The organism is Pseudomonas sp. Irchel s3b2, assembly GCF_900187445.1.
GTDB lineage: Bacteria > Pseudomonadota > Gammaproteobacteria > Pseudomonadales > Pseudomonadaceae > Aquipseudomonas.
In genome coordinates, this window is record NZ_FYEB01000004.1 from 127,761 (window position 1) to 151,850 (window position 24,090).

At 58.2% G+C, this 24,090-nt stretch carries 27 protein-coding genes and 1 tRNA gene; 14 read left to right on the forward strand and 14 right to left on the reverse strand.

Going from position 1 to position 24,090, the window contains the following annotated elements; all coding sequences use genetic code 11:
• Positions 1-221: 221 nt before the first annotated feature.
• Positions 222-1,376, reverse strand: coding sequence for a class C beta-lactamase (ampC, locus tag CKW20_RS11975; RefSeq protein WP_305883068.1), 1,155 nt, complete (start codon positions 1,374-1,376; stop codon positions 222-224).
• A 160-nt stretch (positions 1,377-1,536) separates the two neighbouring features.
• On the opposite strand from ampC, the gene CKW20_RS11980 reads away from it, so the two are divergent.
• The gene (locus CKW20_RS11980) at positions 1,537-2,415 is read left to right on the forward strand and encodes a LysR family transcriptional regulator (protein WP_095053095.1); all 879 of its coding nucleotides are present in this window, start codon (positions 1,537-1,539) and stop codon (positions 2,413-2,415) included.
• 127 nt (positions 2,416-2,542) lie between these two features.
• Here the strand turns inward: CKW20_RS11980 and gudD are convergent, their stop codons facing one another.
• Together gudD and CKW20_RS11990 are read right to left on the reverse strand one after the other, a co-directional pair.
• A complete protein-coding gene (gene gudD / locus CKW20_RS11985) occupies positions 2,543-3,886 on the reverse strand; it encodes a glucarate dehydratase (RefSeq protein ID WP_095053096.1) in 1,344 nt (447 codons plus the stop codon).
• 25 nt (positions 3,887-3,911) lie between these two features.
• Positions 3,912-5,258: an MFS transporter gene (locus CKW20_RS11990; protein ID WP_095053097.1), complete on the reverse strand. Its 1,347-nt coding sequence runs from the start codon at positions 5,256-5,258 to the stop codon at positions 3,912-3,914.
• A 369-nt stretch (positions 5,259-5,627) separates the two neighbouring features.
• Here CKW20_RS11990 and CKW20_RS11995 point away from each other — a divergent pair, with 369 nt between their 5' ends.
• Both CKW20_RS11995 and CKW20_RS12000 read left to right on the forward strand, forming a co-directional pair.
• Positions 5,628-6,341, forward strand: coding sequence for a FadR/GntR family transcriptional regulator (locus CKW20_RS11995; RefSeq protein WP_007901747.1), 714 nt, complete (start codon positions 5,628-5,630; stop codon positions 6,339-6,341).
• A 92-nt stretch (positions 6,342-6,433) separates the two neighbouring features.
• A complete protein-coding gene (locus CKW20_RS12000; protein WP_095053098.1) occupies positions 6,434-6,676 on the forward strand; it encodes a hypothetical protein in 243 nt (80 codons plus the stop codon).
• A 156-nt stretch (positions 6,677-6,832) separates the two neighbouring features.
• Here CKW20_RS12000 and CKW20_RS12005 read toward each other — a convergent pair whose 3' ends face one another.
• Entirely contained in the window at positions 6,833-7,744 is a 912-nt protein-coding gene (locus CKW20_RS12005) for a DMT family transporter (RefSeq protein WP_095053099.1), read from the reverse strand.
• Positions 7,745-7,839: 95 nt separating this feature from the next.
• Between CKW20_RS12005 and CKW20_RS12010 the strand changes: the two genes are divergently transcribed.
• Positions 7,840-8,703, forward strand: coding sequence for a LysR substrate-binding domain-containing protein (locus tag CKW20_RS12010; RefSeq protein ID WP_095053100.1), 864 nt, complete (start codon positions 7,840-7,842; stop codon positions 8,701-8,703).
• A 161-nt stretch (positions 8,704-8,864) separates the two neighbouring features.
• Here the strand turns inward: CKW20_RS12010 and yegQ are convergent, their stop codons facing one another.
• The gene (yegQ, locus tag CKW20_RS12015; RefSeq protein ID WP_095053101.1) at positions 8,865-10,190 is read right to left on the reverse strand and encodes a tRNA 5-hydroxyuridine modification protein YegQ; all 1,326 of its coding nucleotides are present in this window, start codon (positions 10,188-10,190) and stop codon (positions 8,865-8,867) included.
• 176 nt (positions 10,191-10,366) lie between these two features.
• Here yegQ and CKW20_RS12020 point away from each other — a divergent pair, with 176 nt between their 5' ends.
• The gene (locus CKW20_RS12020; RefSeq protein ID WP_095053102.1) at positions 10,367-11,428 is read left to right on the forward strand and encodes an AI-2E family transporter; all 1,062 of its coding nucleotides are present in this window, start codon (positions 10,367-10,369) and stop codon (positions 11,426-11,428) included.
• On the opposite strand, the gene CKW20_RS12025 is transcribed toward CKW20_RS12020, so the two are convergent.
• The 3 genes from CKW20_RS12025 to CKW20_RS12035 all read right to left on the reverse strand — a co-directional run bounded on the left by CKW20_RS12025 (position 11,425) and on the right by CKW20_RS12035 (position 12,515).
• Positions 11,425-11,607 (reverse strand): hypothetical protein, encoded by a 183-nt coding sequence (locus tag CKW20_RS12025; protein WP_007901757.1) that lies wholly within the window; start codon positions 11,605-11,607, stop codon positions 11,425-11,427. The two genes, CKW20_RS12020 and CKW20_RS12025, sit on opposite strands and share 4 nt — an antisense overlap.
• Before the next feature lie 100 nt (positions 11,608-11,707).
• The gene (locus CKW20_RS12030) at positions 11,708-11,902 is read right to left on the reverse strand and encodes a hypothetical protein (protein ID WP_095053103.1); all 195 of its coding nucleotides are present in this window, start codon (positions 11,900-11,902) and stop codon (positions 11,708-11,710) included.
• Positions 11,903-12,140: 238 nt separating this feature from the next.
• Complete coding sequence (locus CKW20_RS12035; RefSeq protein ID WP_052967274.1) at positions 12,141-12,515, reverse strand: hypothetical protein; 375 nt, start codon at positions 12,513-12,515, stop codon at positions 12,141-12,143.
• Positions 12,516-12,753: 238 nt separating this feature from the next.
• Here CKW20_RS12035 and CKW20_RS12040 point away from each other — a divergent pair, with 238 nt between their 5' ends.
• Positions 12,754-13,572, forward strand: a complete 819-nt coding sequence (locus CKW20_RS12040) for a shikimate 5-dehydrogenase (protein WP_095053104.1) — start codon at positions 12,754-12,756, stop codon at positions 13,570-13,572.
• Between the two features lie 126 nt (positions 13,573-13,698).
• On the opposite strand, the gene CKW20_RS12045 is transcribed toward CKW20_RS12040, so the two are convergent.
• Complete coding sequence (locus CKW20_RS12045) at positions 13,699-14,346, reverse strand: YceH family protein (RefSeq protein WP_095053105.1); 648 nt, start codon at positions 14,344-14,346, stop codon at positions 13,699-13,701.
• Between the two features lie 140 nt (positions 14,347-14,486).
• On the opposite strand from CKW20_RS12045, the gene CKW20_RS12050 reads away from it, so the two are divergent.
• A complete protein-coding gene (locus CKW20_RS12050) occupies positions 14,487-14,996 on the forward strand; it encodes a DUF1993 family protein (RefSeq protein WP_030130806.1) in 510 nt (169 codons plus the stop codon).
• A gap of 86 nt (positions 14,997-15,082) precedes the next feature.
• Here the strand turns inward: CKW20_RS12050 and sstT are convergent, their stop codons facing one another.
• Entirely contained in the window at positions 15,083-16,333 is a 1,251-nt protein-coding gene (sstT, locus tag CKW20_RS12055; RefSeq protein ID WP_095053106.1) for a serine/threonine transporter SstT, read from the reverse strand.
• 328 nt (positions 16,334-16,661) lie between these two features.
• Between sstT and CKW20_RS12060 the strand changes: the two genes are divergently transcribed.
• Positions 16,662-17,816 (forward strand): MFS transporter, encoded by a 1,155-nt coding sequence (locus tag CKW20_RS12060; RefSeq protein ID WP_095053107.1) that lies wholly within the window; start codon positions 16,662-16,664, stop codon positions 17,814-17,816.
• 3 nt (positions 17,817-17,819) lie between these two features.
• Here the strand turns inward: CKW20_RS12060 and nhaR are convergent, their stop codons facing one another.
• Positions 17,820-18,719 (reverse strand): transcriptional activator NhaR, encoded by a 900-nt coding sequence (gene nhaR, locus CKW20_RS12065; protein WP_095053318.1) that lies wholly within the window; start codon positions 18,717-18,719, stop codon positions 17,820-17,822.
• A 182-nt stretch (positions 18,720-18,901) separates the two neighbouring features.
• Here nhaR and CKW20_RS12070 point away from each other — a divergent pair, with 182 nt between their 5' ends.
• Both CKW20_RS12070 and CKW20_RS12075 read left to right on the forward strand, forming a co-directional pair.
• Positions 18,902-19,144: a hypothetical protein gene (locus tag CKW20_RS12070; protein ID WP_095053108.1), complete on the forward strand. Its 243-nt coding sequence runs from the start codon at positions 18,902-18,904 to the stop codon at positions 19,142-19,144.
• Between the two features lie 28 nt (positions 19,145-19,172).
• Positions 19,173-19,922: a TerC family protein gene (locus tag CKW20_RS12075; protein WP_095053109.1), complete on the forward strand. Its 750-nt coding sequence runs from the start codon at positions 19,173-19,175 to the stop codon at positions 19,920-19,922.
• 82 nt (positions 19,923-20,004) lie between these two features.
• On the opposite strand, the gene CKW20_RS12080 is transcribed toward CKW20_RS12075, so the two are convergent.
• Positions 20,005-20,175, reverse strand: a complete 171-nt coding sequence (locus CKW20_RS12080) for a hypothetical protein (protein WP_256585035.1) — start codon at positions 20,173-20,175, stop codon at positions 20,005-20,007.
• Positions 20,176-20,346: 171 nt separating this feature from the next.
• Between CKW20_RS12080 and CKW20_RS12085 the strand changes: the two genes are divergently transcribed.
• From CKW20_RS12085 to CKW20_RS12095, 3 genes are all read left to right on the forward strand, one after another.
• Positions 20,347-21,075, forward strand: a complete 729-nt coding sequence (locus tag CKW20_RS12085; protein WP_095053111.1) for a hypothetical protein — start codon at positions 20,347-20,349, stop codon at positions 21,073-21,075.
• A gap of 93 nt (positions 21,076-21,168) precedes the next feature.
• Positions 21,169-21,384, forward strand: coding sequence for a DUF6021 family protein (locus CKW20_RS12090; protein ID WP_030130813.1), 216 nt, complete (start codon positions 21,169-21,171; stop codon positions 21,382-21,384).
• Between the two features lie 12 nt (positions 21,385-21,396).
• The gene (locus CKW20_RS12095; protein WP_080772108.1) at positions 21,397-21,621 is read left to right on the forward strand and encodes a hypothetical protein; all 225 of its coding nucleotides are present in this window, start codon (positions 21,397-21,399) and stop codon (positions 21,619-21,621) included.
• A gap of 57 nt (positions 21,622-21,678) precedes the next feature.
• On the opposite strand, the gene pbpG is transcribed toward CKW20_RS12095, so the two are convergent.
• Positions 21,679-22,617, reverse strand: coding sequence for a D-alanyl-D-alanine endopeptidase (pbpG, locus tag CKW20_RS12100; protein WP_095053112.1), 939 nt, complete (start codon positions 22,615-22,617; stop codon positions 21,679-21,681).
• A 236-nt stretch (positions 22,618-22,853) separates the two neighbouring features.
• On the reverse strand, positions 22,854-23,708 hold the full coding sequence (folD, locus tag CKW20_RS12105) for a bifunctional methylenetetrahydrofolate dehydrogenase/methenyltetrahydrofolate cyclohydrolase FolD (RefSeq protein WP_095053113.1): 855 nt from the start codon (positions 23,706-23,708) through the stop codon (positions 22,854-22,856).
• Positions 23,709-23,982: 274 nt separating this feature from the next.
• Between folD and CKW20_RS12110 the strand changes: the two genes are divergently transcribed.
• A tRNA-Arg gene (locus CKW20_RS12110) sits at positions 23,983-24,059 on the forward strand.
• Positions 24,060-24,090 lie beyond the last annotated feature (31 nt).

The following is a 24,090-nucleotide window of genomic DNA, read 5'->3' on the forward strand; positions in this document are numbered from 1 at the left end:
TGGCCTGCAAAGCAGGCCCCAATCCCCGGTAAACGAAAATGGGCGACCTCAAGAGGTCGCCCATTTGTTTGCCATCCGATACCCGTAGCAGCTGCCGAGCCCGCGAGGCTGCGTTCGGCTACGCAGCAGTCGCGAAATCTGCCACCGCGCTCTTTCAGGTAAACGGCATCCGCGGGAATACGACTGCTACGCAGCCGAACGCAGCTGCTACGGAGCCCCGGCTATTCGGTCAGCGCACTCAATATTTTGTGAGCGATTTTGACTCGCTCCGGGTTCGGGTAGTTTTTGTTGGCCAGGATCACGATGCCGATATCCTTCGCCGGGATAAAGGCGACATAGGCGCCAAAGCCGCTGGTTGAGCCGGTTTTGTTGATCAGCACGGTGTCGTGTGGCGGTTGCGGTGGGTTCAGCGGTTGGACTTCATGGGCCTCCATCGCCATCTGCGACGAGTTACCCGCCAGTAATGTATCGAGCGTTACCGGATAGTTGTAGAGCTCCCAACCCAGCCCTTGAGTCATCTCGCCGACGGTGTAATAACCGGTATGTGTGGTGGCGATGGCTTGCTGCAAGGGTTTTTCCAGCGAAGTCGGATTCATGTTCGCTTCAACATAGCGAAGCAGATCCGAGGCACTGGTTTTCACGCCATACGCTTCGGAATCCAATGCACCCGGCCCGACTCGCACGGGCTTGTCGTCTTTGTTGTAACCCTGGGCGTAAAGCGCCATCTGGTCCTGCGGCACCTTTAGGTAGCTGTGCTTGAGGCCGAGTTTCGGCAGCAAGGTTTTTTCCATCAGTGCATCGAATGGCGCCCCCATGCTGTGGGCTGCCAGATAGCCGAATAACCCCAGGCTGGGGTTTGAATACTGGCGATGAGTGCCGACGGCATAGGTCGGTTTCCATTGCTTGAAATAATCGAGCATCTTGTCGGGATGATCTGCATCACCGGGGAATTGCAGCGGCAGGCCACCGGCGGTGTAGGTGCCCAGTTGCAGCACACTAATGTTGTCGAACGCGCTGCCACGCAATGTCGGCAGAACCTGACTGGCGTTGTCCGACAGGGACAGTTTTCCGCTCGCCTGGGCGTAGGCGGCGAGGGTGGCGGTGAAGGTTTTGCTCACCGAACCGATCTCGAACAGGGTGTCTTCGGTGACGGCTTTACCGTTTTCTTTTGAAGCCACGCCGTAGTTAAAGTAATGAGGTTGGCCATTAACGGTAATCGCGACCGCGACACCGGGGATCTGCTGTTGCTGCATCACCGGTTCAATGGCGGCCTTGACGATGGCTTCGACGCGGTCGTCAGCAAAGCTGTGGCTAACGCCGAGTAGAAGTGCGAAAGCGCTGTAAGACGCGAGTTTTCTCTGATTCTTTTTAGGCATGATTGAATTACTTTCCATGAGTTTCTGTGGTGTTAACCGCTACACTCCGAGCGGTTTTTCAAGCCGGTCCGTTGCTGGGCGAGCCAAATCTATGCAGTTTGTCGAGCGCCGACAAACGACGATATCTTGCACGAGCCATTAGAAAAATTTGGGAGTGGGCATGATCCGACCGCAATTACCCCTGAATGCGCTGCGCGCTTTCGAGGCTTCGGCACGTCATTTGAGTTTCACACGGGCGGCGGTGGAGTTGTGTGTCACGCAGGCGGCGGTGAGTCATCAGGTCAAAAGCCTTGAAGCCCAGCTTGGCGTGACCTTGTTCAAGCGCCTGCCCCGAGGCCTGATGCTGACTAACGAAGGTGAAACCCTGTTGCCGGTGTTGCGCGAATCCTTCGACCGGATTGCCGAAACCCTGGAGCGTTTCGAGGGTGGGCATTTTCGCGAGGTGTTGACGGTGGGAGCTGTGGGGACGTTTGCGGTCGGTTGGCTGTTACCGCGGCTGAGTGATTTTCAGACGAAACATCCGTTCATAGATTTGCGCCTTTCAACCAACAACAACCGTGTGGACGTAGCCGCTGAAGGTCTGGATTACGCCATTCGTTTTGGCGCGGGGGCGTGGCATGGGATCGAAGCGGTACGGTTGATCGAGGCGCCGCTGTCGGTGCTCTGCGTTCCCGAGATTGCGCGACAATTGCACACACCGGCCGATCTGTTGCAGCAAACGTTGTTGCGCTCCTATCGAACGGATGAGTGGCCGGAGTGGTTTCAGGCGGCCGGGCTCTCAATCCATGCGGCACCGCCGAGAAGCATTGTCTTCGACTCGTCGCTGGCGATGATGGAAGCGGCGCTGCAAGGGGCGGGCGTAGCATTGGCGCCGCCCTTGATGTTTTCCCGGCAACTGGCCGCGGACACCATCCAGCAACCTTTCACTATCGGAATCACCACGGGCAGCTACTGGCTGACCCGCTTGCAGTCGCGCCCTGAAACGTCGGCGATGGCCGCGTTCAAGGACTGGTTGCTGCAAGCGGCGCAGCAGAATTAGTGTGAGTGCCTTCCCTGTGGGAGCGAGCCTGCTCGCGATGGCGGTGTGACAGTCAATGATGATATTGGCTGTTACGGCCTCATCGCGAGCAGGCTCGCTCCCACATGGATTGCATTGTCCTCGAGGGTTACCGCACCAGACACGGCCGCTTGTTATCGAACTTCCACCCCGGAATCAGAAACTGCATCGCCACGCTGTCGTCCCGCGCACCCAGCCCCATGCCTTTGTACAGCTCATGGGCCTTGGCCAGTTGATCGATGTCCAGCTCAACCCCCAGGCCAGGTTTTTTCGGCACCTGCACACAGCCATCGACGATTTGCAGCGGCGCTTTGGTCAGGCGTTGGCCGTCCTGCCAGATCCAGTGGGTGTCGATGGCGGTGATTTCACCCGGCGCGGCGGCCGCGACGTGGGTGAACATGGCCAGGGAAATATCGAAGTGGTTGTTGGAATGCGAGCCCCAGGTCAGGCCCCATTCGTGGCACATCTGCGCGACTCGAACCGAGCCCTGCATGGTCCAGAAGTGTGGGTCCGCCAAAGGGATGTCCACCGATTGCAACTGGATCGCATGGCCCATTTCCCGCCAGTCGGTGGCGATCATGTTGGTCGCGGTTTTCAGGCCCGTGGCACGACGGAACTCGGCCATGACTTCGCGGCCGGAGTAACCGTTTTCCGCACCGCACGGGTCTTCGGCGTAAGCCAGAACGTGATGCTGATCCCGGCACAGGCGGATCGCTTCTTTGAGCGACCAGGCGCCATTCGGATCAAGGGTGATGCGCGCGTTGGGAAAACGTTCGGCGAGGGCAGTGACCGCTTCGATTTCCTCGTCGCCACTCAACACGCCGCCCTTGAGTTTGAAGTCCTTGAAGCCATAACGGGCGTGGGCGGCTTCCGCCAGGCGCACCACGGCGTCGGCGCTCATGGCTTTTTCGTGACGCACACGGAACCAGTCGTTGTCGGCGTCCGGTTCACTGCGGTAGGCCAGATCGGTTTCGTTGCGATCACCGACATAAAACAGATAACCGAGCATCTTCACTTCGTCGCGCTGCTGGCCTTCGCCGAGCAGGGCCGCGACTGGCACATCCAGGTGCTGACCGAGCAAGTCGAGCAGGGCGGCTTCCAGGCCGGTGACCGCGTGAATGGTGATGCGCAGGTCGAAGGTCTGCAGGCCGCGACCACCGGCATCGCGATCGGCAAAGGTCTGGCGCACTTGATTGAGGATCTTCTGGTAAGTGCCGATCGGGCTGCCGACCACCAGTGCGCGCGCATCTTCCAGCGTCTGGCGAATACGCTCGCCACCCGGCACTTCGCCGACGCCAGTGTGACCGGCGTTGTCCTTGAGGATCACGATGTTGCGGGTGAAAAACGGGCCGTGAGCGCCACTCAGATTGAGCAGCATGCCATCGTGGCCGGCCACCGGCACAACCTGCATGCTGGTGATGATCGGGGCTTTTGCGGTTTCTTGTGCGTTCATTTTTATGTCCTTAAAAAGCAGGTATTCAGGCGTGACGGGGCGCAGGTTTGCCCAAGGCAGCCACAGGTGCGGGTTTCGGTTTATTGCGCGCGGCGAAGACGATGATCGCGGCGATGATCGAGGTGGCGGCCAGGCCGTACAGCCCGCCCTGAATCGACCCGGTGTGTTCTTCCAGCAGACCGAAGGTGGTCGGCGCAACGAAGCCACCGAGGTTGCCCACCGAGTTGATCAGTGCGATCACGCCAGCAGCAATCCGCGCATCCAGATACGCCTGGGGAATCGGCCAGAACAGCGACGATGCCGATTTGAAACCCAGCGCGGCGAAGCAGATGGCGACGAAGGCGAAGATCGGCCCGCCGGTGGTGGACATGAACATCCCGGCGGCAGCGATCAGCAGCGCAGCGGCGACCCAGGCTTGCTGATGCTTCCATTTGGCCGACAACGTGGCGAAGGCGTACATGCCGACGATCGACAGCAACCACGGAATCGAGTTGAACAACCCCACCTGAATGTCGCTCAGGTCGCCCATCTTCTTGATGATGCTCGGCAGCCAGAAGGTCGCGGCGTAGATGGTCAACTGGATAAAGAAGTAGATCAGGCAAAACAGGATGATCTGACGATCCTTGAGCAGCGTGCCCAGCGACGGTTTGATCGGCGTCGCGGCTTCGCGGGCCAGTTGTTCGTCATCGATAGCTTTGACCAGCGCGTCCTGCTCGGGACGGGTCAGCCATTTGGCATCGTGGGGTTTGGAGTCCAGCCAGAACCAGACGAACACGCACAGGCCGACCGAGAACATCCCTTCAATGAAGTACATCCACTGCCAGCCGTGCATGCCAAAACCGCTGATTTGCAGCAGCAACCCGGACAGCGGACCGGAGATCAGTGACGCAATGGCCGAGCCGCTGAGGAAGATCGCAATCGCCTTGCCGCGTTCGACACCGGGCAACCAGCGAGTGAAGTAATAAATCACCCCGGGGAAGAAACCGGCTTCGGCCACGCCCAGTAGAAATCGCAGGATGTAGAAGTGGGTTTCGTTCTGGATGAACGCCATGCAGGCGGCCACCAGACCCCAGGTCAGCATGATGCGGGTCAGCCAGATTCGCGCGCCGACTTTTTGCAGGAGGATGTTGGAGGGGACTTCGAACAGCGCGTAACCAATAAAAAACAGACCGGCACCGAGGCCGTAGGCGGCAGCGCCAATCCCTAAGTCATGTTCCATATGGGCGCGGACGAAGCCGATGTTCACACGGTCGATGTAATTGACGATGAACATGATCACGAACAGCGGCAGGACGTGGCGTTTCACTTTCGAGATGGCGGACTTCAGGACCGAATCGGCGCCATCGTTCATCCCGGATATGGATGTATTCACTTCTTTTTCTCCCACTCGTTATTTTTATGCGGGGTGTGGCTGGGTGTAGCGTTGTTGATAGACATCATACAACTAGATTTTTCAGGCCGACAAGGGCTGTCTTTCAACAAAATGGCGTTAGGTGGGCGGGTTTTTATTCTTTTTTTTGGTTTTTTGTGGCGTATTTGCTGGGTTGTGTTGGAGTCTGTTCAGTCGGTGATGTTCTCTTTGTCGCGACGAGGAACCTTTATTTAATAGGTTTAAATCGTCTGTTTCAGCATGATAGTTGAGTGTTGTCATACAAGTTTAGCGGCATTTTGTTGAGATTCCCGTCACCGGGAAGCGAGCGCAGTGCTACGATCCGGATACCCGCTTTACGGATAAATCACCATGCAAGAAGACATCGACGCACCCGCCCGCAAGCGTGCCCACAACCTGGCCCATGATCTGGTGAGCAAACTGACCCAGAGCATCCTGCTCGGCCAGATGGTGCCGGGGGACAAGCTGCCGTCGGAGAACTCGATTGTTCAGGAGCATGGGGTCAGTCGCACGGTGGTGCGCGAGGCAATCTCGAAGTTGCAGGCTTCGGGGCTGGTGGAAACCCGTCACGGCATCGGCACCTTTGTTCTCGAGCGAGCACCGGATCAGGGGCTGCGGCTGAATGTCGATACCGCGCTGGGCGTGCGCAGTATTCTGGAGTTGCGCATGGGCCTGGAAACCCAGGCGGCGGCGCTGGCAGCGGTTCGTCGCACAGACCAGCAGTTGGCGCAGATGCGTGAAGCGCTGGATGACTATCAAAGCCTGTTGGCCAACAACGACAGTTGCGTCGAGGCGGACAAACGCTTCCATCTACTGATCGCCGAAGCCACCGGCAACGTGTGCTTCACCGAGATCATGCAACACCTGGGCAGCGCCATGATCCCCCGGACCCGCGTCAATGCCGCCGAGCGCGGGTCGGCGGATTTGAGCAAGCTCGGGCAACTCGCCAACCTCGAACACGAGGCGATTCTCAACGCCATCAGACGCCAGGACCCGGACGCGGCGCGGGCGGCGATGTGGTTGCACCTGACTAACAGCCGCGACCGCTTTTCGGCTGATCGGTAGCCGCCGTTTGTCTCCTCGATAGCACCCCGTTTGCAGGCTCGTTTCCAACCTGTACGGCCCAGATTCGCTGGACCTCATCAGTGAGGTGCGTCATGGCTAACGCTCTAATTCTTCAAGGTGGAATTTCCGATAACGACCCTGTCAGACCCATTCCCGATATGGGCGATCCGTCGATGGATCACGACGCACCACCCGGCATGGACCCTTCGCGAGACCCGGCCGATACGGACGTTGATCGACCTGAAGACTGGAGGGACCCGGATCTGGACCCGGATCTGGATGACGACATTCCGGCGCCGGATGAAGAAACGCCATTGTCCGACGACAGGCGATAAACGAAACCCGGCCGATGCGCCGGGTTTTTTGTGGTTGCAGGTTTACCGCGTCATCGTTCTTCGCGGGTAAGCCTCGCTCCTACAAAAGCACCGTCGCCCCCTGTAGGAGCGAGGCTTGCCCGCGAAGGCGCCAGACGCAGCACCACAAATCCGTGCTCAGACACTGGCCACCTGAATCCCAAAAAACCGCCGCTCCAGATTCAACGCCAACACACTGACCAGCACCACCACGGCACCCACCACCACCATCAACGTCGGCTGCTCGCCCAAGGCAAAAGACGCAATGGCCATAGCCGTCGGCGGAATCAAATACATCGTCATCGTCGCACGGCTCAAATCCACATGAGCCAACACAAACGCCCAGGCCAGGTAGGCGAGGGCGCTGGGAAACACGCCCAATGCAACCACTGCCCATTGCACATGAAGCGGCGCGCTGACGATTTCGCTGGCCAGTCCTGGCAGATAAACCAGCAACAACGCCGTTCCCGACCAGACGGTGTAGCAGACCAGCGTCAACCCGTCGTAGCGCCCGGACTGATGCTTCTGCAACGCAAAGTAGAAACTCCAGGACACCGCCGCCAGCAAAATCAGCAAGCCGTGAGCGTCGATGCTCCCCAATCCATGATCACCGGCCACCACAATCATCACGCCAGTCAAACCCAGAAACACGCAGCACCAGCGCCACACACTCACCCGGTCCTTGAATACGAAACGCGCCAGCAGCGTGCTGAACAACGGCGTGGTTTGCGCCAGCACACTGGACGCCCCGGCGCTGACCCCTTGCTGGCCAAAATTCAGCGCGACGTGATGCAGGCTCACGGCAAAGAAACCGAGCACGATCAGCAGCGGCCAGTCGCGAATGTTCGGCAGGCGGATGCCTTGGAACACAGCGACCACCGCCATGAACACCGAGGCCACCAGAAACCGCAGCAGCGCCAGATGACCCGGGTCATAGGCCTGCAAACCGATATGAATACCGGTCGGGGAATACCCCCAGCAGGCGACGACAAACGCCATCGCCAGAATGATTTTGACGGAGAGATGAGAGGAGGGTGTGAGTGGCTTCATGGTCGGCACCTGTGGGCGTATGCACCGAGTATTGGAAGTCTGACCGTTCGCCACAACTGACTTATACTGTGTAAATTGTTCACTTTTGGTGATGTATGGAGCTGGCGCAGATTCGCATGTTCAAGACCGTCGCCGACGTCGGCAGCATCGCTCGGGCGGCCGAGTTGCTGCATTGTGTGCCGTCGAACATCACGGCCCGCATCAAGTTGCTGGAAACCGAACTGGGTGTCGCGCTGTTTCTGCGTGAGGGACGAGGGTTGCGCATCAGCCCGGCGGGGCAGACCTTTCTGGCTTACGCCTCGAAAATTCTCGCGCTGACGGCTGAAGCCAAACGCGCATTGGACCCTTCGGCCGAGCCATCCGGACCGCTGCGCATTGGTGCTATCGAATCGTCGGCGACCGGTCGATTGCCGCGTCTGCTGGCCAAGTTTCACAAGCGCTATCCGGGCGTTGCGCTGGAACTGACCACCGGCAGCTGGGGCCAATTGCTCGATGACACGCTCAATCACCGGCTCGACGGCGCGATCGTCGCGGTGGATGTCGAGCGCTCACACCTCAAGCGCACGCCGATGTACCGCGAAGAGCTGCTGCTGATTGCTTCGACGTCGTTGGGACCGGTGCGCGATATCGCGGATTTGCAGGACAAGACCGTGTTCATGTGGCCTCAGGGTTGTCCTTACCGGGCGGCGCTGGAACATTGGTTGTTGCGTCAGGGCCAGGCGTTGCCGATTGTCAGCCTGGCCAGTTATGGCGCGATTGTCGGCTGCGTCAGCGCCGGGGCCGGCGTCGCACTGGTGCCCAAAGGGATCTTCGATCAGTACGCCAAAGGGGCGGGGTGCGCGGGGTACGAATTCCCCGAGCTGACGGCGATCGATAACCTGTTTTACTGGCATGAAAACGCTGGGGTTCATCCGGCGCGAGAGGCGTTTGTGGGGATGTTGCGCGAAGAGTTTGTGTGATTACTCAAGGCTTGCTCCAATGCCAGTCAGTCGAGCGCAATCCATGTGGGAGCGGGCTTGCTCGCGAAGGCGATGTATCAGGTTGCATCAATGTCGACTGACACGGCCTCTTCGCGAGCAAGCCCGCTCCCACAGGTTTGGTGTCGTGTTCGTGATGGGCTTTAACTCACACTGACATCCCGCATCAACAACCCAAACTGCAAATCCACCGCGTCCGGTATCGGCAAATACACCATGTGCCCATCCCCTGGCGCCACTTCAATTGCCTCGCCTTTGCTGTTCTGCAGTTGATGCAAATCGAAGTGGAAGTTGCCCTTGGGTGTCATCAGTTCCATGTGATCGCCCAGACCAAAGCGATTCTTCACCCGCACCTCGGCCAGCCGATCCCGGCGTTCGCCGGTCAACTCGCCCACGAACTGCTGGCGCTCTGAAACCGAGCTGCCGTTCTGGTAGTTCTGGTATTCGTCATGCACATGCCGCCGCAGAAAACCTTCGGTGTAGCCACGCTGGGCCAGGGACTCCAGATCGGTCATCAAGCTGCGATCAAACGCCCGGCCAGCCACTGCATCATCGATCGCGCGGCGATACACCTGGGTGGTGCGCGCGCAATAGAAATGTGATTTGGTCCGGCCTTCAATCTTCAGTGAATGCACGCCCATCTGCGTCAGGCGTTCGACGTGCTGGACGGCGCGCAGGTCCTTGGCGTTCATGATGTACGTGCCGTGTTCATCCTCGAATGCCGGCATCAGTTCGTCAGGGCGATTGGCTTCTTGCAGCAGGAACACTTGATCGGTCGGCGCACCGATGCCCAGCGTCGGTTCGGGTCGGAACTGCTGAACGATTTCGCCGAGCTGATTTTCGCTGGCCGGCGTTGCCGAGTATTTCCAGCGACAGGCGTTGGTGCAGCTGCCCTGATTGGCGTCGCGCTTGTTCATGTAGCCCGACAACAGGCAGCGCCCGGAATAGGCCATGCATAACGCGCCGTGGACGAACACTTCCAGCTCCATCGCCGGGACGTGCTGGCGGATTTCGGCGATCTCTTCCAGCGACAGTTCGCGGGACAGGATGATCCGGCTCAAGCCCTGTTGCTGCCAGAACTCGACGCTGGCCCAGTTCACCGTGTTGGCCTGCACTGAGAGGTGGATCGGCATCTGCGGGAAATGCCGGCGCACCAGCATGATCAGGCCCGGGTCGGACATGATCAGCGCGTCCGGCGCCATGGCGATCACCGGTTCCAGGTCCTTCAAGAACGTTTTGAGCTTGGCGTTGTGCGGGGCGATGTTCACCACCACATAGAAGCGCTTGCCCTGAGCCTGGGCCTCGGCGATGCCGAGCGCGAGGTTGGCGTGATCGAATTCGTTGTTGCGCACCCGCAGGCTGTAGCGCGGCTGGCCGGCGTATACCGCGTCGGCGCCATAGGCGAAGGCATAACGCATGTTTTTCAGGGTGCCGGCAGGGGCGAGTAGTTCCGGGGGGATAAGCGTCATGGCGCAGGTCATGGCAGTGTCGATCGCAAAAGCTGGCGAAGGTAATCCACTTACCCGCGGGGTTCATTGATCTGGATCTATGCTTGGTGAACAAACAGATGGCACTCGCGCGAACCATGGCGGACTAAATATCAGTACGCGCAACGGCGCTCCCTGCGCACTGATATGGATCGGACATGAACGAAACGAAACTGCAAAACACATCGCTAATGGTCTTGCTGACCGTGGTGAGCATTGCCTTCGTCTGGATTCTGCTGCCGCTCTATGGTGCGGTGTTTTGGGCGGTCATCCTCGGCATTCTGTTTTCGCCCTTGCAGCATCAGTTGCAACAGAGGTTTGGCTGGCCACGCAACCTGACGGCCCTGTTCACCTTGAGTCTCTGTGTGGTGATCGCGATCCTGCCGGTGATCACCATCAGTACCTTGCTGGTTCAGGAAGGCGCGGCGCTGTACAACCGGATCGAAAGCGGCGAACTGGACATTGCCGGGTATGTGTCGCAGTTCAAACACAGCCTGCCGCCCTACGTTCAGAACTTGCTCGATCGTTTCGGCATGGGCGAGCTGAGCGGGCTACGAGAAAAAATCATCAAGAGCACGATGCAAGGCAGCCAGTTTGTCGCGACCCAGGCATTCAGTTTTGGTCAGGGGACGTTCGAATTCGTGGTGAGCTTTTTCGTCATGCTGTACCTGCTGTTTTTCTTCCTGCGGGACGGGTCAGAACTGGCGCGCAAAGTACGTGCGGCGATACCGCTGGAAGATAACCAGAAACGTCGCTTGCAACTGAAGTTCAATCGCGTGGTGCGGGCCACAGTGAAAGGCAACCTGCTGGTGGCAATCACGCAAGGGGTATTGGGTGGTTTTATTTTCTGGTTTCTGGACATCCCGAGCGTGCTGCTCTGGGCGGTGTTGATGGCGTTTCTGTCGCTGTTGCCAGCGGTGGGGGCGGGTATCGTCTGGATACCGGTGGCGGCGTATTTCCTGTTCAGCGGTGCGATCTGGCAGGCCACGGTGCTGACCTTGTTCGGTGTGTTCGTGATCGGCTTGGTGGATAACGTCCTGCGACCGATCCTGGTGGGCAAGGACACCAAAATGCCGGACTACTTGATCCTCATCTCGACCCTGGGCGGCCTGGCGCTTTTTGGCCTGAACGGTTTTGTCATCGGGCCGTTGATCGCCGCGTTGTTTGTGTCGAGCTGGGCGATTTTCATCGATTCCAAGCCCAAGGTTCAGCTGCCTTAAGCGCTGAGCTGGCCTGAGTCGATACGTTGCGACAAGGCTTGGGCGGCGGGAAGCGAGGTGAGCGGGCCGCTGATCGGTTCGCCGTCCTGCACCAGATACCAACAGGCTAGCAACCCCCGCGCTCTGAGTTGTGCGGGAACGGCGCTGCCAATAACGGACATGATCTGAACCTGAGCCATAAGTACCTCCATTAATCTATGGAGCTACCTTACGGATCGGACGCTTGAACGGACAATCAACGCTTTCGATAGTCGTCATTGATGCCGATGAGTTCTGTGGTCAGTCCACCACTTGGTCGAGCATGTGCATCACTTCCTGCTCATTGAGCAGGCCTTTGCGCACCAGGTTTTCCGCCAGCAGCGAGAGAAACTTTGCGCTGCGATGACCTTCCAGGTGTTTGAGTTCGGTCAGTGCGTTGTACACCTTGCCGGAAGTGCACAAGCCGACAATGCGATGCGGGTTTTGTGTGGGCATGGAGGTCGTCCTTGTTTTTATCAACCTGTTGTTTACGGACAGATCCAAGCTTGCGGACCTGACATGACATAAATATGACCGTTATCACCAAAGTCGGAGTAGGGCGGTCAGCGTCAATCATGCCAACTTTACCTGTCGGTATTGTCCCGACAGCGACCTTGGCGAGATTTATTCAGACTTCGTCCCACCGGTGGTCACAAAAAAAGCCCCGCTTTTAAAGCGGGGCCTGAGGAATGTATTACCAGCGGTCACCACGATAATAACCATGGGGAGGGCCGTAATAGCCGCGTGGTGGGCCATACCCGCGTGGCGGACCGTAATAGATCGGTGCCGGGCGGTAGTACATCGGTTGTTGAACATAGACCGGCGCCGGTTGGTAATAAACAGGAGGTGGCTGCACGTACACCGGTTGTGGCTGAACGTAGACCGGTTGTTCCACATACACGGGTCGGTCGCGGCCGATTATTGCTGAGCCGATGATTGCCGAGCCGACGATCGCACCAAACACAGCTGGACCTTCCCAGCCGCCATGACCACGACCACCTGCTTCTGCCTGCCCTGCGATAGCGAGAGCACCGATCAGCAAGGCTACTGTGGGGATTTTACGGATCATGATAAGTCCTCGGTTCTTCGACCCGGCGCTTGCGTCTGCAATAGACACAAGTTGTCGCGGGGATACTTCTAAGACAGTTTTTTTTGAAAATCAGCACAGCCGTTGGGTAAATTTTGTGTAAGGTCTGTACCGGCTTCTTTACGGCTGTGTGCCGGGTGCAGACAGGCCTTTATGATCGATCAGAACCGGTGGAGTGGCTAATCCCGTCCATCTGAAAGTGCTATTGAAGGAGATTCCAATGCAGATGAACCCCAACAGAGACACTCAACTGTGCATGTCACTCTCGGGGCGGCCCGGCAATTTTGGCCTGCGATTTCATAACCATCTGTACGAACAACTGGGCCTGAATTTCTACTACAAAGCCTTTAGCAGCCAGGATTTGCCGGGCGCCGTTGGCGGCATCCGCGCCCTAGGTATTCGGGGCTGCGGAGTGTCGATGCCATTCAAGGAAGCTTGTATCCCGTTGGTCGATGAGCTGGACGCATCGGCTGAGGCTATTCAATCGATCAATACTATCGTCAACACCAACGGTCATCTCAAAGCCTACAACACCGATTACATTGCCATCGCCCAGTTGCTCGAAACCCATCAGGTTCCCAAGGATTCGACCTTTGCCCTGCGCGGCAGTGGCGGCATGGCCAAGGCTGTAGCCAGTGCCTTGCGCGATGGCGGTTACAAAAACGGCCTGATCGTGGCCCGTAACGAGCGCGCCGGGCGTGCCTTGGCTGAATCGTTGGGTTATTCATGGCAGGCAGAACTGGGGGACCAACGCCCGCAGATGCTGATCAACGTCACACCCATCGGCATGACGGGCGGGCCGGAGGCCGATCACTTGGCGTTCGAGCCTGACGCTATCGCTTCGGCCGAAACTGTCTTCGATGTAGTAGCGATCCCCTCGGAAACACCGTTGATTGTGCGCGGTCGTGCCGAAGGTAAGCGGGTGATCACCGGACTGGAGGTGATTGCGATCCAGGCGCTGGAACAGTTCGTGCTGTACACCGGCGTACGGCCGACCGATGAGCAGTTCCAGAAGGCCGTGGCGTTTGCCCGGGGCTGATTACCTCAATTTTTTGTTGGCTGTACCGGCTCCTTCGCCGGCAAGCCGGCTCCTACAGGTTCAGCGCTGAACCTGTGGGAGCGAGGCTGCTCGCGATTGCCGCGATTCGGTCTCCAGCCAGCCCCGTTATTCGAGACGTGCCAGTCGCTCTTCCAGCGCCGCAATCCGTGCTTCAAGTTCTTCGATCCGCTCAACCGACACGCCGCCACTGGTGCCACGTTCCACCGGATTCTGCCGAGCCGCCAGGATCGCTTCAATATCCGCCGGATCGCCCAGTGCATGCATGTAACGGTCTTCGCGCTGGCCGGCCTGGCGCGGGATCAACAGCGCCAGACCCCTGGCGATCAAACGTTCCAGCTGGTGCACCACCTGCTCGGCATCTTCGAAGTCATGCATGCGGCCGCTGCGGGTCAGCAGCTCATTGACCGTCTGCGGGCCGCGCAGGAACAACAACCCCGTCAGAATCACCTGCGCCGGCACCAGTTCCAGCGCCTTGTCGACCCGATGCTCCCAGCGGTCGGCGCGGCTGCCCATCACCAGTCGGGTGAAGCCGCGACCTTCCAGCACGCGCAGGCTCTGGCCGACCTGGCCCTGGCTGAGATTCATCACCGGTTCACGGCTGGTTTTCTGGTTGCAGGCAATCACCAGCGCATTGAGCGTCAGCGGATAGGTTTCCGGGCTGGTGGCCTGTTTCTCGATCAACGAGCCCAGAATGCGAATTTCCGTGCTGTTAAGCCGCGGTTCGTCGGAGGTCGTTTCTTGCTCAGTGCTCATCGCGCTTTTCCCTATGCAGTCGAAGCATGCAGTCGAAGCCGCCTAGCCTAATCCTTGCAGGATAAAAGACAAGCCGCAGGGCGGTCGGGCATGGCTATAATCGCTCCACGTTTTTACTCCTGTCACCACACGAGACCATCATGACTATTTCCCTGTACGCCGCTTCCGTTCCGGTTTTCCAGCAAATGCTCAATGCCCTGAGCAACAACCTGAGCAAGGCCGAAGCCCACGCTACCGCGAAAAACATTGATCCGAACGCGTTCCTGCAAGCCCGTCTGTACCCGGACATGTTCCCGCTGGTACGTCAGGTGCAGATCGCCGTTGATTTCGCCAAAGGCGTTTCGGCGCGTCTGGCTGAAGTCGAATTGCCGAAATATGACGACACCGAAACCACCTTCGCCGAACTGCAAGCGCTGATCGCCAAGGTCCTGGCCTTCATCGGCGAGATCAAACCCGAGCAGATTGACGGCAAGGAAGGCATCGAAATCGTTACCCGTCCAGGCACCCCTAAAGAGAAGCGCTTCACTGGCCAGGCTTACCTGCTGAGCTACGGTCTGCCACAGTTCTTCTTCCACATCACCACCGCTTACGCATTGCTGCGTCATAACGGTGTGGAAGTTGGCAAGCGCGATTACATGGGCGCGTTCTAAACCACCCAGGTGCAAAAAAGCCCGCCAAGGTTTACGCCTTGGCGGGCTTTTTCATTGTGCCTTCTGTAGGAGCCAGCGGTGCGTTGTTACGCCATACGTTGGGCTTCCCGGGCTTTCTGGGTCTTCTGCTCCTCACCCTGGCACGCCGCCGCAGTGAATAGCACGTCGGTGGAGGAGTTCAGCGCGGTTTCCGCCGAGTCCTGCAACACGCCAATGATGAAGCCGACTGCTACCACTTGCATGGCGATTTCGCTCGGGATGCCAAACAAGCTGCACGCCAGTGGAATCAGCAGCAACGAGCCGCCGGCCACGCCCGAGGCGCCACAGGCACAGATCGCCGCGACGATGCTGAGCAGAATGGCCGTCGGAATATCCACGGCGATGCCCAGGGTGTGCACGGCGGCCAGGGTCAGCACGGTGATGGTGATCGCGGCGCCGGCCATGTTGATGGTGGCGCCGAGCGGGATCGACACCGAATAGGTGTCTTCATGCAGGCCCAGACGCTTGCTCAACTCCAGGTTGACCGGAATGTTCGCCGCCGAACTGCGGGTGAAGAAGGCGGTGATGCCGCTCTCGCGCAGGCAAGTGAGTACCAGCGGATACGGGTTGCGACGCAGCTTCCAGAACACAATGGCCGGGTTCATCACCAGCGCCACGAACAGCATGCAGCCCAGCAATACGGCCAGCAGGTGCATGTAACCGATCAAGGCACCGAAACCGGAAGTGGCAAGGGTCGAGGCTACCAGGCCGAAGATCCCCAGCGGCGCAAAGCGAATCACCACCCGTACGATAACCGTCACGCCATTGGACAAATCCCCCAGCACCTCACGGGTGGTCGCACCGGCATGGCGAATCGCGATGCCCATGCCGATCGCCCAAGCGAGAATGCCGATGAAGTTGGCGTTCATCAATGCACTGACCGGGTTATCAACCACGCTCAGTGCCAGGCTTTGCAGCACTTCACTGATGCCGCCCGGTGCGCTCACTGCCACATCCTGGGTAGCCAGCACCAGACTCGACGGAAACAGTGTGCTGGCGACCACCGCTACCACGGCTGCCGCGAAGGTGCCCAGAAGATACAGAAACAGAATCGGCCGGATATGGGTTTCCTGGCCGTGCTTATGGTTGGCAATTGAGGCCATGACCAACACGAACACCAGAATCGGCGCGACAGCCTTGAGTGCCGACACGAACACTTTGCCAATGAAGGCGGTGGACTTGGCCAGCTCAGGCGCGAACAGCGCCAAGGCAATCCCGGCGATCAGGCCGATGATGATTTGCGTGACCAAGCTGCTGCGTTTCAGGCGTTGCAAAAGAGAAGGGGATGAAGCGGTCATAACGGCATCTCTGATTATTAGGGTGCAGGGTTCTGCTCATGCAGCAAAAAGCCGGGCAGGCCACATGGAGGGAACCGAAGGGTCGCTACATCAATGCCAATGAATGGCCGATGAGCAAAGTGTAAGTACCGCAGGCCGCGGACTTTATCACAGCGTAGCCGCGATCCTTCAGACCTGTGACGATCTGCCACCCGATTGCTAAACGCGATTTGCAGGTTCGTGCAACCTTGCCCGGAAACACTCTGTTAAGCTTCGCCATCCTCATTTTCAAGTTCTGCCAGTGAGCCTTCGGGCTGTCGCTGGTGTCGTCGTTTTCCTGGAGTTCTGCATGCTGTTGCCCATTCTTCTGTTGTCCGCCGCCGGTTTTACGGTGCTGACCACGGAATTCATCATCGTTGGCCTGTTACCGGCAATCGCCCGTGACCTGGACGTCAGCATCCCCCAAGCGGGTTTATTGGTGACCTTGTTTGCGTTCACCGTGGCCGCGTTCGGGCCGTTTCTGACCGCCTACTTCGCCAGGTTTGAACGCAGGAAACTGTTTATCAGCGTGCTGATCATGTTCGGCCTGGCCAACACGCTGGCGGCGCTGGCGCCGAACATCGGGGTGATGGCCATTGCGCGATTGATTCCGGCGCTGGGGTTGCCGGTGTTCTGGGCATTGGCCAGTGAAACTGCGGTGGACATCGTGGGGCCGGACTACGCCGGGCGTGCCATTGCCAAGATCGGTTTTGGCATCGTCTGCGCCACGGTGTTCGGCATTCCGGTGGGTACGCTGATCTCCGATGCGTTCGGTTGGCGCAGTGCCTTTGCCATTCTGGCGGTAATCGCGTTTGCCAAGGCGTTGTTGCTGTTCATTTACTTGCCGAAAACCAATCTGCACCAACATCAGGTGAGCTTCCGTTCGCAATTCAAAATCCTGCGCAGCCCATTGATGCTGGGGCATGTGCTGTTATCGATTCTGGTGTTCAGCGGCATGTTCACCGCTTACACCTACCTGGCCGACATCCTTGAGCGCCTCGCCGGTTTCAACGGCACGGTGGTCGGCTGGTGCCTGATGGGCTTCGGTGCGGTCGGCTTGATCGGCAATTCATTGGGCGGTCGCGCGGTGGATCGGCATCCGCTCATCGCTTCAGTGACGTTCTGTGCCTTCATGATCGCCGGCATGGTGGCGTTGGTGCCGAACATCCATTCACCCCTCGGTCTGGCGGCAGCGATGGGGATTTGGGGCGTGACTCAGGCCGCACTGTTCCTGGTCAGCCACGTGCGCCTGATGAAGGCTGCGCCTGAGGCTCCGGCCTTTGCGGCATCGCTGAACATCGCCGGGGCCAACCTCGGAATCGGTCTGGGCGCGATGATCGGTGGGCGGGTGATCGACAGTGTTGGCTTGGGCGGCCTGGGTTTTGCGGCAGCCGGTTTTATCCTTGTCTCGATCCTGTTGGCGATGGCATTGATGACCTTCAAACCTCGAGAAATCTGCGCCTGACGCTCACATCGCGGTGAATAGCTCGCGGCGAGCACCTTCGGTAATGGCGACAATGCCGGGGTGCTTGACCTTGCGTTCCACCGAGATGGCGTAGAACGACTCGCGCACCGCGTCGGTCTGCCCAATCACTTCCACGCCATATTGGCGTTTCACCTCGTCGGCAATCACGCTCGGGCCGATGAATATCCCGCTGCCGGATTGGCCGAAAGCCTGCATCAAGGCGCTGTCGTCGAACTCGCCGACGATCTGCGGCTGGATCTGTTGTTCGGCAAACCAGCGTTGCAAGCGACTGCGCACCACGGTTTCCGGCCCGGGAATCAGCAGCGGCGCGCCGTGCAGGCTGCGGGGGAAATTCTGGCCGTAACGCGCCGCCAGCTCAACGGTTGCGAAGAAGCTGATGCCGCATTCGCCGAGTTTCTGGCTGTAGCCCTTGATGTCCAGATGCGAGGGCATCGGGCTGTCGGAAATCACCAGATCGAGGCGTTGAATCGCCAAGTCAGCAAGCAAGCGTTCCAGTTTGTCTTCGCGACAGGTAATACGCAGCGGTTCGTTCAACTCCATGGTCGGCGCGATCAGGCGATAGACGATGGATTTGGGCACCACATCGGCGACGCCTACCCGAAACAGAATTTGTTGCTCATTGGGTTGTGCGCGGAGCATCAATTCCAGCTCGCCACCGAGTTGAAACATCTGCTCGGCGTAAGGCAGGGTCTGACGTCCGGCTTCGGTGAGTTCCAATTGCCGGCCGACCCGGCGAAACAACTCGATGCCATAGGTCTGCTCGAGCAAGGAAATCTGCCCGCTGATGGTTTGTGGCGTCAGGTTCAGTTGCTCGCAGGCACGCACGATGCTGCCGGTCTTGGCCACCACCCAGAAGTAGTGCAGCTGTCGATAATTCAACATGTTGGTGAAAATCCCCTTGTTCACATCATCCGCAGGCACATACAAATACGGTGTCTGGATTCGTTAAAGACGAAGTATAACCGCTAAAAATACGAATTTTCCTGAAGTGTTTGCTTCCTTAGAATGCCTCGCTATCGACGGATCGCCTTTTCGATTCTGTCTGTTCTATCGAGGAAAGCATCATGAAGCTTAAAACGACGGCACTGCTGATTGCGTCTTTACTGGTGTTGGCCGGTTGCGACCAGGCCGAGAAAAGTGCTCAGCAATTGATGGGCAAGGCTGCTGAATCCGCCAAACAGGCGATTGACGATACCCATAAAGCCGCCGAGCAAGCGTTGAGCGATGCCACGGGCGGTTTGATCAGCAAGAAAGAACAACCGGCCAAAGAGACGTACAAAACCGAATCTACGTCCCAGGAAATCTAAACCGTCTACAACGAGTCAGGACTGACCCATGGAATACCTTTTAGAACTTGCTGCAAGCCCCACTGCCTGGGTCGCCCTGGCCACATTGGTGGTGATGGAAATCGTGCTCGGTATCGATAACCTGATCTTCATTTCGATCCTCACCAACAAGCTGCCCGAACAGCATCGCCAGAAGGCGCGACGCATCGGTATCGGCATGGCGTTGATCCTGCGTCTGGCGCTGTTGAGCACCATCGCATTCATCGTCCAGCTGACCGAGCCTGTGATCGAGATTCTCGGCCATGCGTTCTCCTGGAAGGACATGATCCTGATTGCCGGTGGCTTGTTCCTGTTGTGGAAGGCGACCACCGAGATCCATCACAGTATGGACCCGGCCCCGGATGATCCGACGTCGGCCACCTCGACAGTGACCTTGGGCTTTGCCGCTGCGATCGGGCAGATCCTGATGCTGGACATGGTGTTCTCCATCGACAGCATTATTACCGCTGTCGGCATGACCGAGCATTTGCCGATCATGATCATCGCGGTGGTGGTGTCGGTACTGGTGATGTTGTTGGCGGCTGATCCTCTGGCCAAGTTCATCAACGACAACCCGACGGTGGTGATGCTGGCGCTGGGCTTCCTGATCATGATCGGCATGACGTTGATTGCCGAAGGCTTCGGCGCCCACGTACCGAAAGGCTATGTCTATGCGGCCATGGCGTTCTCGGCCACGATCGAAGGCTTGAACATGTTGTCGCGTCGGGCCAGGCAGAAGCGCATCGCTGCTGAAGTTTAACTTTCGTTAAACAAAAACGGCCGCCTGAACTCGCAAGAGTCCAGGCGGCCGTTTTTGTTTGTACGCTTGAAAAGCGCTTCAATCAGTGGGCAGTGGCGGGGCGTGCAGTCGGTTGATCGTTTTTCGCCACGGGCGCCGATGGAGCCGGGTGGTGATGATGCCGTCGGGTAATACGCAACACTCCCCACAGCATGGCGGCGGCCACGGCCAGCCAGCCGGAAATCAACATTACAATGGTCATTGTCAGGCTCATCAGTGCCTCCTTTTTGCCCTGCATCGGGCGCACGCTCTTCCTTGGTAAATGACAGTCTAGCCGCTGCTGTATTTCAGACAATTGACCAAAGGTCGCCTGTCACCAACCAGTTCGCTCTATCGAATGCAATCAGCTGCCGGTTAAGGCTATACCGCTGTCGCGCGGCATCCTATGATCGACGGCCAAGCCGGGAGTGTGGATACCTGGCGTCTGAACAAGAGAGTGATGATGGTGCGGGTATTTTCGCGAATTCGGTCTTTAATGCTGATCGTTGGCTGCGTGGCCGGCCTGGCTGGCTGTGCGGGGAGCGTGGCGCCTGAGATCAAGCGCCTGCCAGAACGGGTCGAACTCAGCGGTACGTTCTACCGTGGGCAAAGTTATCAAAGCGGGCCTCAGGTACTGGCCAGCCTGCTGTCCCAGCAAGGCATCGTGATAACCCCGGGGTTGCTCGACAAACCGCTGCATTTGCCGGGTGCCGAAGACCGCTTGCCGCAGAATATGCAAAACCTCGCGCGCGAGTACGGGATGGTGGTTTATCCCCTCGACAGTCATTTGCCGGCGCTGCTGGCCCAGGTTGCGGCCGGTTATCCGGTAATGGTGCGCTTCACCGAAGGTTCGGCGTTCTGGGCAGAGCCCCGGTACGCCATTCTCGCCGGTTACAACCGCCAGAAGCAGACTGTATTGCTGCGCGCCGGGATGGATCGTCGGTTGCTGATGGGGTTCAGTGCCTTTGAATCGGCATTCGAGAATGCCGGCGGTTGGGCCGTATTGATCCAGAAACCGGACCAGATTCCGGCCAACGTCGATCAGCCGCGCTGGCTGAAAGCGGCGAGCGATCTTGCCCAGTCAGGTCAGGAGCAGGCGGCAGCCAGGGCGAAGAAAGCGTTGGGCGCGCAGTAGTTCCCGTTTGTCATCTGTAGGGCACCACTCAACGTTATTGGCCTCTCATGTAAAGGACCCGAATAATCGCCGGGTCTTGACCAGGAGGCACCCATGGCACATTCCAATACCCCCACCGGCCCGCACTCGTCTGAGCATTCGTCCGATAACGAGTTGGGGTTCGACCCCGATTCTCCGGACGTTGCCGATCCTCAGGTCGATCCCATCGGCCCCGCCAAGGCGCCCAGGGATATAAAACCGGGTGAGGAAGGCAAGAAAGCCCCGGCGAAACCTTACGATCCACTTGGCGATCTGAAACCCAAGTTCTAGTCAGAGGTGCATATGTCTACCGATTCGAGCTTTGACGACAAACGTCCAGATCCTCCAGACAGTGTTCCAACAACCCCCGAAGCGGATGTGGATCCGGTGATGGATCCGGATAGCCCGTTAAGGGACCCCTTGGCCAGACCGACAGTGGTGCCGACAAAGCATCCGCAGGGTTGGAAAGACCCCAGTGCCGGGGATGGCATTCCGGATGACGATCAGATGCCATTGCCCAATGATTAACTCTGGACAAAAAAAGCCCCGACTATTCGGGGCTTTTCGTTTGCAGAGATTTTGATCTTACTTCGACGCTTCAACCACACCGCTCTGGCGATGTTTGAGGTTCTTGTCAGACTTGTACTGCAGGGCAACGGACGGCACGTTGGCGCTCTTGCCGGTTTCCATCCAGCTACGAATCCGGTTCGCATCGGCAAAGTGCGTGTACTTGCCGAAGGCATCGAGGATCACCAGTGCAACCGGACGGTCGCCCATGTGGGTGACCAATACCAGACAATGGCCCGCTGCGTTAGTGAATCCGGTCTTGGTCAGCCGGATGTCCCAGTTGGGCTTATTGACCAAATGATCGGTATTGCGAAAGCCCAGGCTGTAGTTGGGTTTACGGAATCTGACGGTTTTTTCCTTGGTGGTGCTCAGTTGAGTCAATAGCGGGTACTTGTGTGCGGCGATCAGCAATTTGCTCAGGTCGCGGGCGGTGGACACATTGCGCGGAGAGAGGCCCGTCGGCTCGACAAAGTGGGTACTGGTCATTCCCAGCGCTTTGGCTTTGGCGTTCATTGCAGCAATGAACGCGACATAACCGCCCGGATAGTGATGAGCCAGCGTTGCGGCAGCACGGTTTTCCGATGACATCAGGGCAATCAGCAGCATTTCCCGGCGCGGCAATTCGCTTTTGAGTTTGACTCGGGAAAACACGCCTTTCATTTCCGGGGTGTCGCTGATGTTGACGGAAAGGTATTCATCCATGTTTTGCCGGGCTTCTACCACCACCAGGCCGGTCATCAGTTTGCTGACGGACGCGATTGGCACTACGACGTCAGGGTTGCTGGCATAGATGACTTTGTTGGTTTGCATGTCCATCAGCAAAGCGCTGCCGGAAGCGATCTTCAGTTGTGAAATGTCTCGGGGTGCCGCGGTGGTTTCTGCGGCGTTGACCGTTGGCGTGGTGAAAGTCCCTGTAAATGCAAAAAATAGGCTCAGGATTGAAATACGGATTTTCACGCTGGCGAACTCATAAAGGGTGGATATACCGTTTTGTAACGGGCTGTTTCTTTAAAACGACGCATTTTAGGAGTATGGCTGAAGAACTGTCGATGGTTGTTCAATGTTCAGGTGAAAGTGTCTCGGAACCTGAGAAAAGCAGGCTTTTCCGGCGGATGGTCGAGCTTTCTTCGTGGGCGAAAAAAACCCCGCGATTGGCGGGGTTCTTTTATGCGGCGCTGCAAGCAAGCGTGAACTCAGTCGTGCAGTGTTTCTGCGGCGTACAGCGTGTTTTCCAGCAGGCAGGCGCGAGTCATCGGACCCACGCCACCCGGTACCGGAGTGATCCAGCCGGCGCGGGGCAGGGCGGCTTCGTAGGTCACGTCGCCGACCAGCTTGCCGTCTTCCTGACGATTGATGCCGACGTCGATCACGATCGCGCCTTCCTTGATCCATTCACCTTTGACCAGGCCCGGCTTGCCGGCGGCAACCACCACCAGATCGGCGCGACCGACATGGCCCGCCAGATCCTTGGTGAAGCGGTGGGTAACGGTCACGGTGCAACCGGCCAGCAGCAGTTCCATCGCCATCGGGCGGCCAACAATATTGGAAGCCCCGACAATGACCGCGTCCATCCCGTATAGATCGGCACCGGTGCTTTCCAGCAACGTCATGATGCCTTTGGGCGTGCACGGGCGCAGCAGCGGAATGCGCTGGGCCAGGCGGCCGACGTTATAAGGGTGGAAACCGTCGACGTCCTTGTCAGGACGAATGCGCTCCAGCAATTTGGAGGCGTCCAGGTGTTCAGGTAAAGGCAGCTGAAGCAGAACGCCGTCAATCGCCGGGTCGTCGTTCAGGCGATCGATCAGATCGGTCAGTGCTTCTTGAGTGGTTTCGGCAGGCAGGTCATAGGCTTGGGAAAGGAAGCCGACCTCTTCACAGTCTTTACGCTTGTGCGAGACATAAACCTGAGAGGCAGGATCGCTGCCGACCAGGATCACTGCGAGGCCGGGCGTGCGCAGACCTTGCTGGCGACGCTCGGCGACTCGTTTGGCGATCTGCTGGCGCAGGCTGGCGGCGATCGATTTGCCGTCGATTAGTTGTGCAGTCATTGCGCGTGATTAACCATCGAGAGGGGAAAAAAAGAGAGCGCATTCTCGCATGTCATGAGGTGAGGGCAAAGGCGCTTGGTCTGCAAATTCCCCTAACCCCTTTAATTAAATGAATTTTTTATAAAAAGGATTTGACGCCCTCTGGGGGGCTCTATACTATTCGTCGCACTTGTCGGGCACAGCCTAGCACTGGTTGAGAAGGTCGAGCGGAATCAAGGTTCTGCAAGGCTGAAAAGCACTTAGTTTGTAGTCCTTCAAGGTTACAGCTAACAAGGCGCCCGTAGCTCAGCTGGATAGAGCATCCGCCTTCTAAGCGGATGGTCGCAGGTTCGAGTCCTGCCGGGTGCGCCATTAGGCAGCTTTGGCACAAGTAACGCGATAT

Excerpts from the sequence above, each read along its gene's own strand:
- CKW20_RS11995 (WP_007901747.1), top strand. The coding sequence starts at position 5,628 with ATGCAAGAAGACATCGACGCACCCGCCCGCAAGCGTGCCCACAACCTG.
- CKW20_RS12035 (WP_052967274.1), bottom strand. The coding sequence starts at position 12,515 with ATGATCCGTAAAATCCCCACAGTAGCCTTGCTGATCGGTGCTCTCGCT.
- CKW20_RS12045 (WP_095053105.1), bottom strand. The coding sequence starts at position 14,346 with ATGAGCACTGAGCAAGAAACGACCTCCGACGAACCGCGGCTTAACAGC.
- CKW20_RS12025 (WP_007901757.1), bottom strand. The coding sequence starts at position 11,607 with ATGGCTCAGGTTCAGATCATGTCCGTTATTGGCAGCGCCGTTCCCGCA.
- nhaR (WP_095053318.1), bottom strand. The coding sequence starts at position 18,719 with ATGTTGAATTATCGACAGCTGCACTACTTCTGGGTGGTGGCCAAGACC.
- folD (WP_095053113.1), bottom strand. The coding sequence starts at position 23,708 with ATGACTGCACAACTAATCGACGGCAAATCGATCGCCGCCAGCCTGCGC.
- CKW20_RS12060 (WP_095053107.1), top strand. The coding sequence starts at position 16,662 with ATGCTGTTGCCCATTCTTCTGTTGTCCGCCGCCGGTTTTACGGTGCTG.
- CKW20_RS12040 (WP_095053104.1), top strand. The coding sequence starts at position 12,754 with ATGCAGATGAACCCCAACAGAGACACTCAACTGTGCATGTCACTCTCG.
- ampC (WP_305883068.1), bottom strand. The coding sequence starts at position 1,376 with ATGCCTAAAAAGAATCAGAGAAAACTCGCGTCTTACAGCGCTTTCGCA.
- CKW20_RS12050 (WP_030130806.1), top strand. The coding sequence starts at position 14,487 with ATGACTATTTCCCTGTACGCCGCTTCCGTTCCGGTTTTCCAGCAAATG.
- CKW20_RS12005 (WP_095053099.1), bottom strand. The coding sequence starts at position 7,744 with ATGAAGCCACTCACACCCTCCTCTCATCTCTCCGTCAAAATCATTCTG.
- CKW20_RS12070 (WP_095053108.1), top strand. The coding sequence starts at position 18,902 with ATGAAGCTTAAAACGACGGCACTGCTGATTGCGTCTTTACTGGTGTTG.
- CKW20_RS11980 (WP_095053095.1), top strand. The coding sequence starts at position 1,537 with ATGATCCGACCGCAATTACCCCTGAATGCGCTGCGCGCTTTCGAGGCT.
- CKW20_RS12000 (WP_095053098.1), top strand. The coding sequence starts at position 6,434 with ATGGCTAACGCTCTAATTCTTCAAGGTGGAATTTCCGATAACGACCCT.
- CKW20_RS12075 (WP_095053109.1), top strand. The coding sequence starts at position 19,173 with ATGGAATACCTTTTAGAACTTGCTGCAAGCCCCACTGCCTGGGTCGCC.
- CKW20_RS12090 (WP_030130813.1), top strand. The coding sequence starts at position 21,169 with ATGGCACATTCCAATACCCCCACCGGCCCGCACTCGTCTGAGCATTCG.
- gudD (WP_095053096.1), bottom strand. The coding sequence starts at position 3,886 with ATGAACGCACAAGAAACCGCAAAAGCCCCGATCATCACCAGCATGCAG.
- CKW20_RS12085 (WP_095053111.1), top strand. The coding sequence starts at position 20,347 with ATGATCGACGGCCAAGCCGGGAGTGTGGATACCTGGCGTCTGAACAAG.
- CKW20_RS12030 (WP_095053103.1), bottom strand. The coding sequence starts at position 11,902 with ATGCCCACACAAAACCCGCATCGCATTGTCGGCTTGTGCACTTCCGGC.
- CKW20_RS12095 (WP_080772108.1), top strand. The coding sequence starts at position 21,397 with ATGTCTACCGATTCGAGCTTTGACGACAAACGTCCAGATCCTCCAGAC.
- yegQ (WP_095053101.1), bottom strand. The coding sequence starts at position 10,190 with ATGACGCTTATCCCCCCGGAACTACTCGCCCCTGCCGGCACCCTGAAA.
- CKW20_RS12080 (WP_256585035.1), bottom strand. The coding sequence starts at position 20,175 with ATGAGCCTGACAATGACCATTGTAATGTTGATTTCCGGCTGGCTGGCC.
- CKW20_RS12020 (WP_095053102.1), top strand. The coding sequence starts at position 10,367 with ATGAACGAAACGAAACTGCAAAACACATCGCTAATGGTCTTGCTGACC.
- CKW20_RS12010 (WP_095053100.1), top strand. The coding sequence starts at position 7,840 with ATGGAGCTGGCGCAGATTCGCATGTTCAAGACCGTCGCCGACGTCGGC.
- sstT (WP_095053106.1), bottom strand. The coding sequence starts at position 16,333 with ATGACCGCTTCATCCCCTTCTCTTTTGCAACGCCTGAAACGCAGCAGC.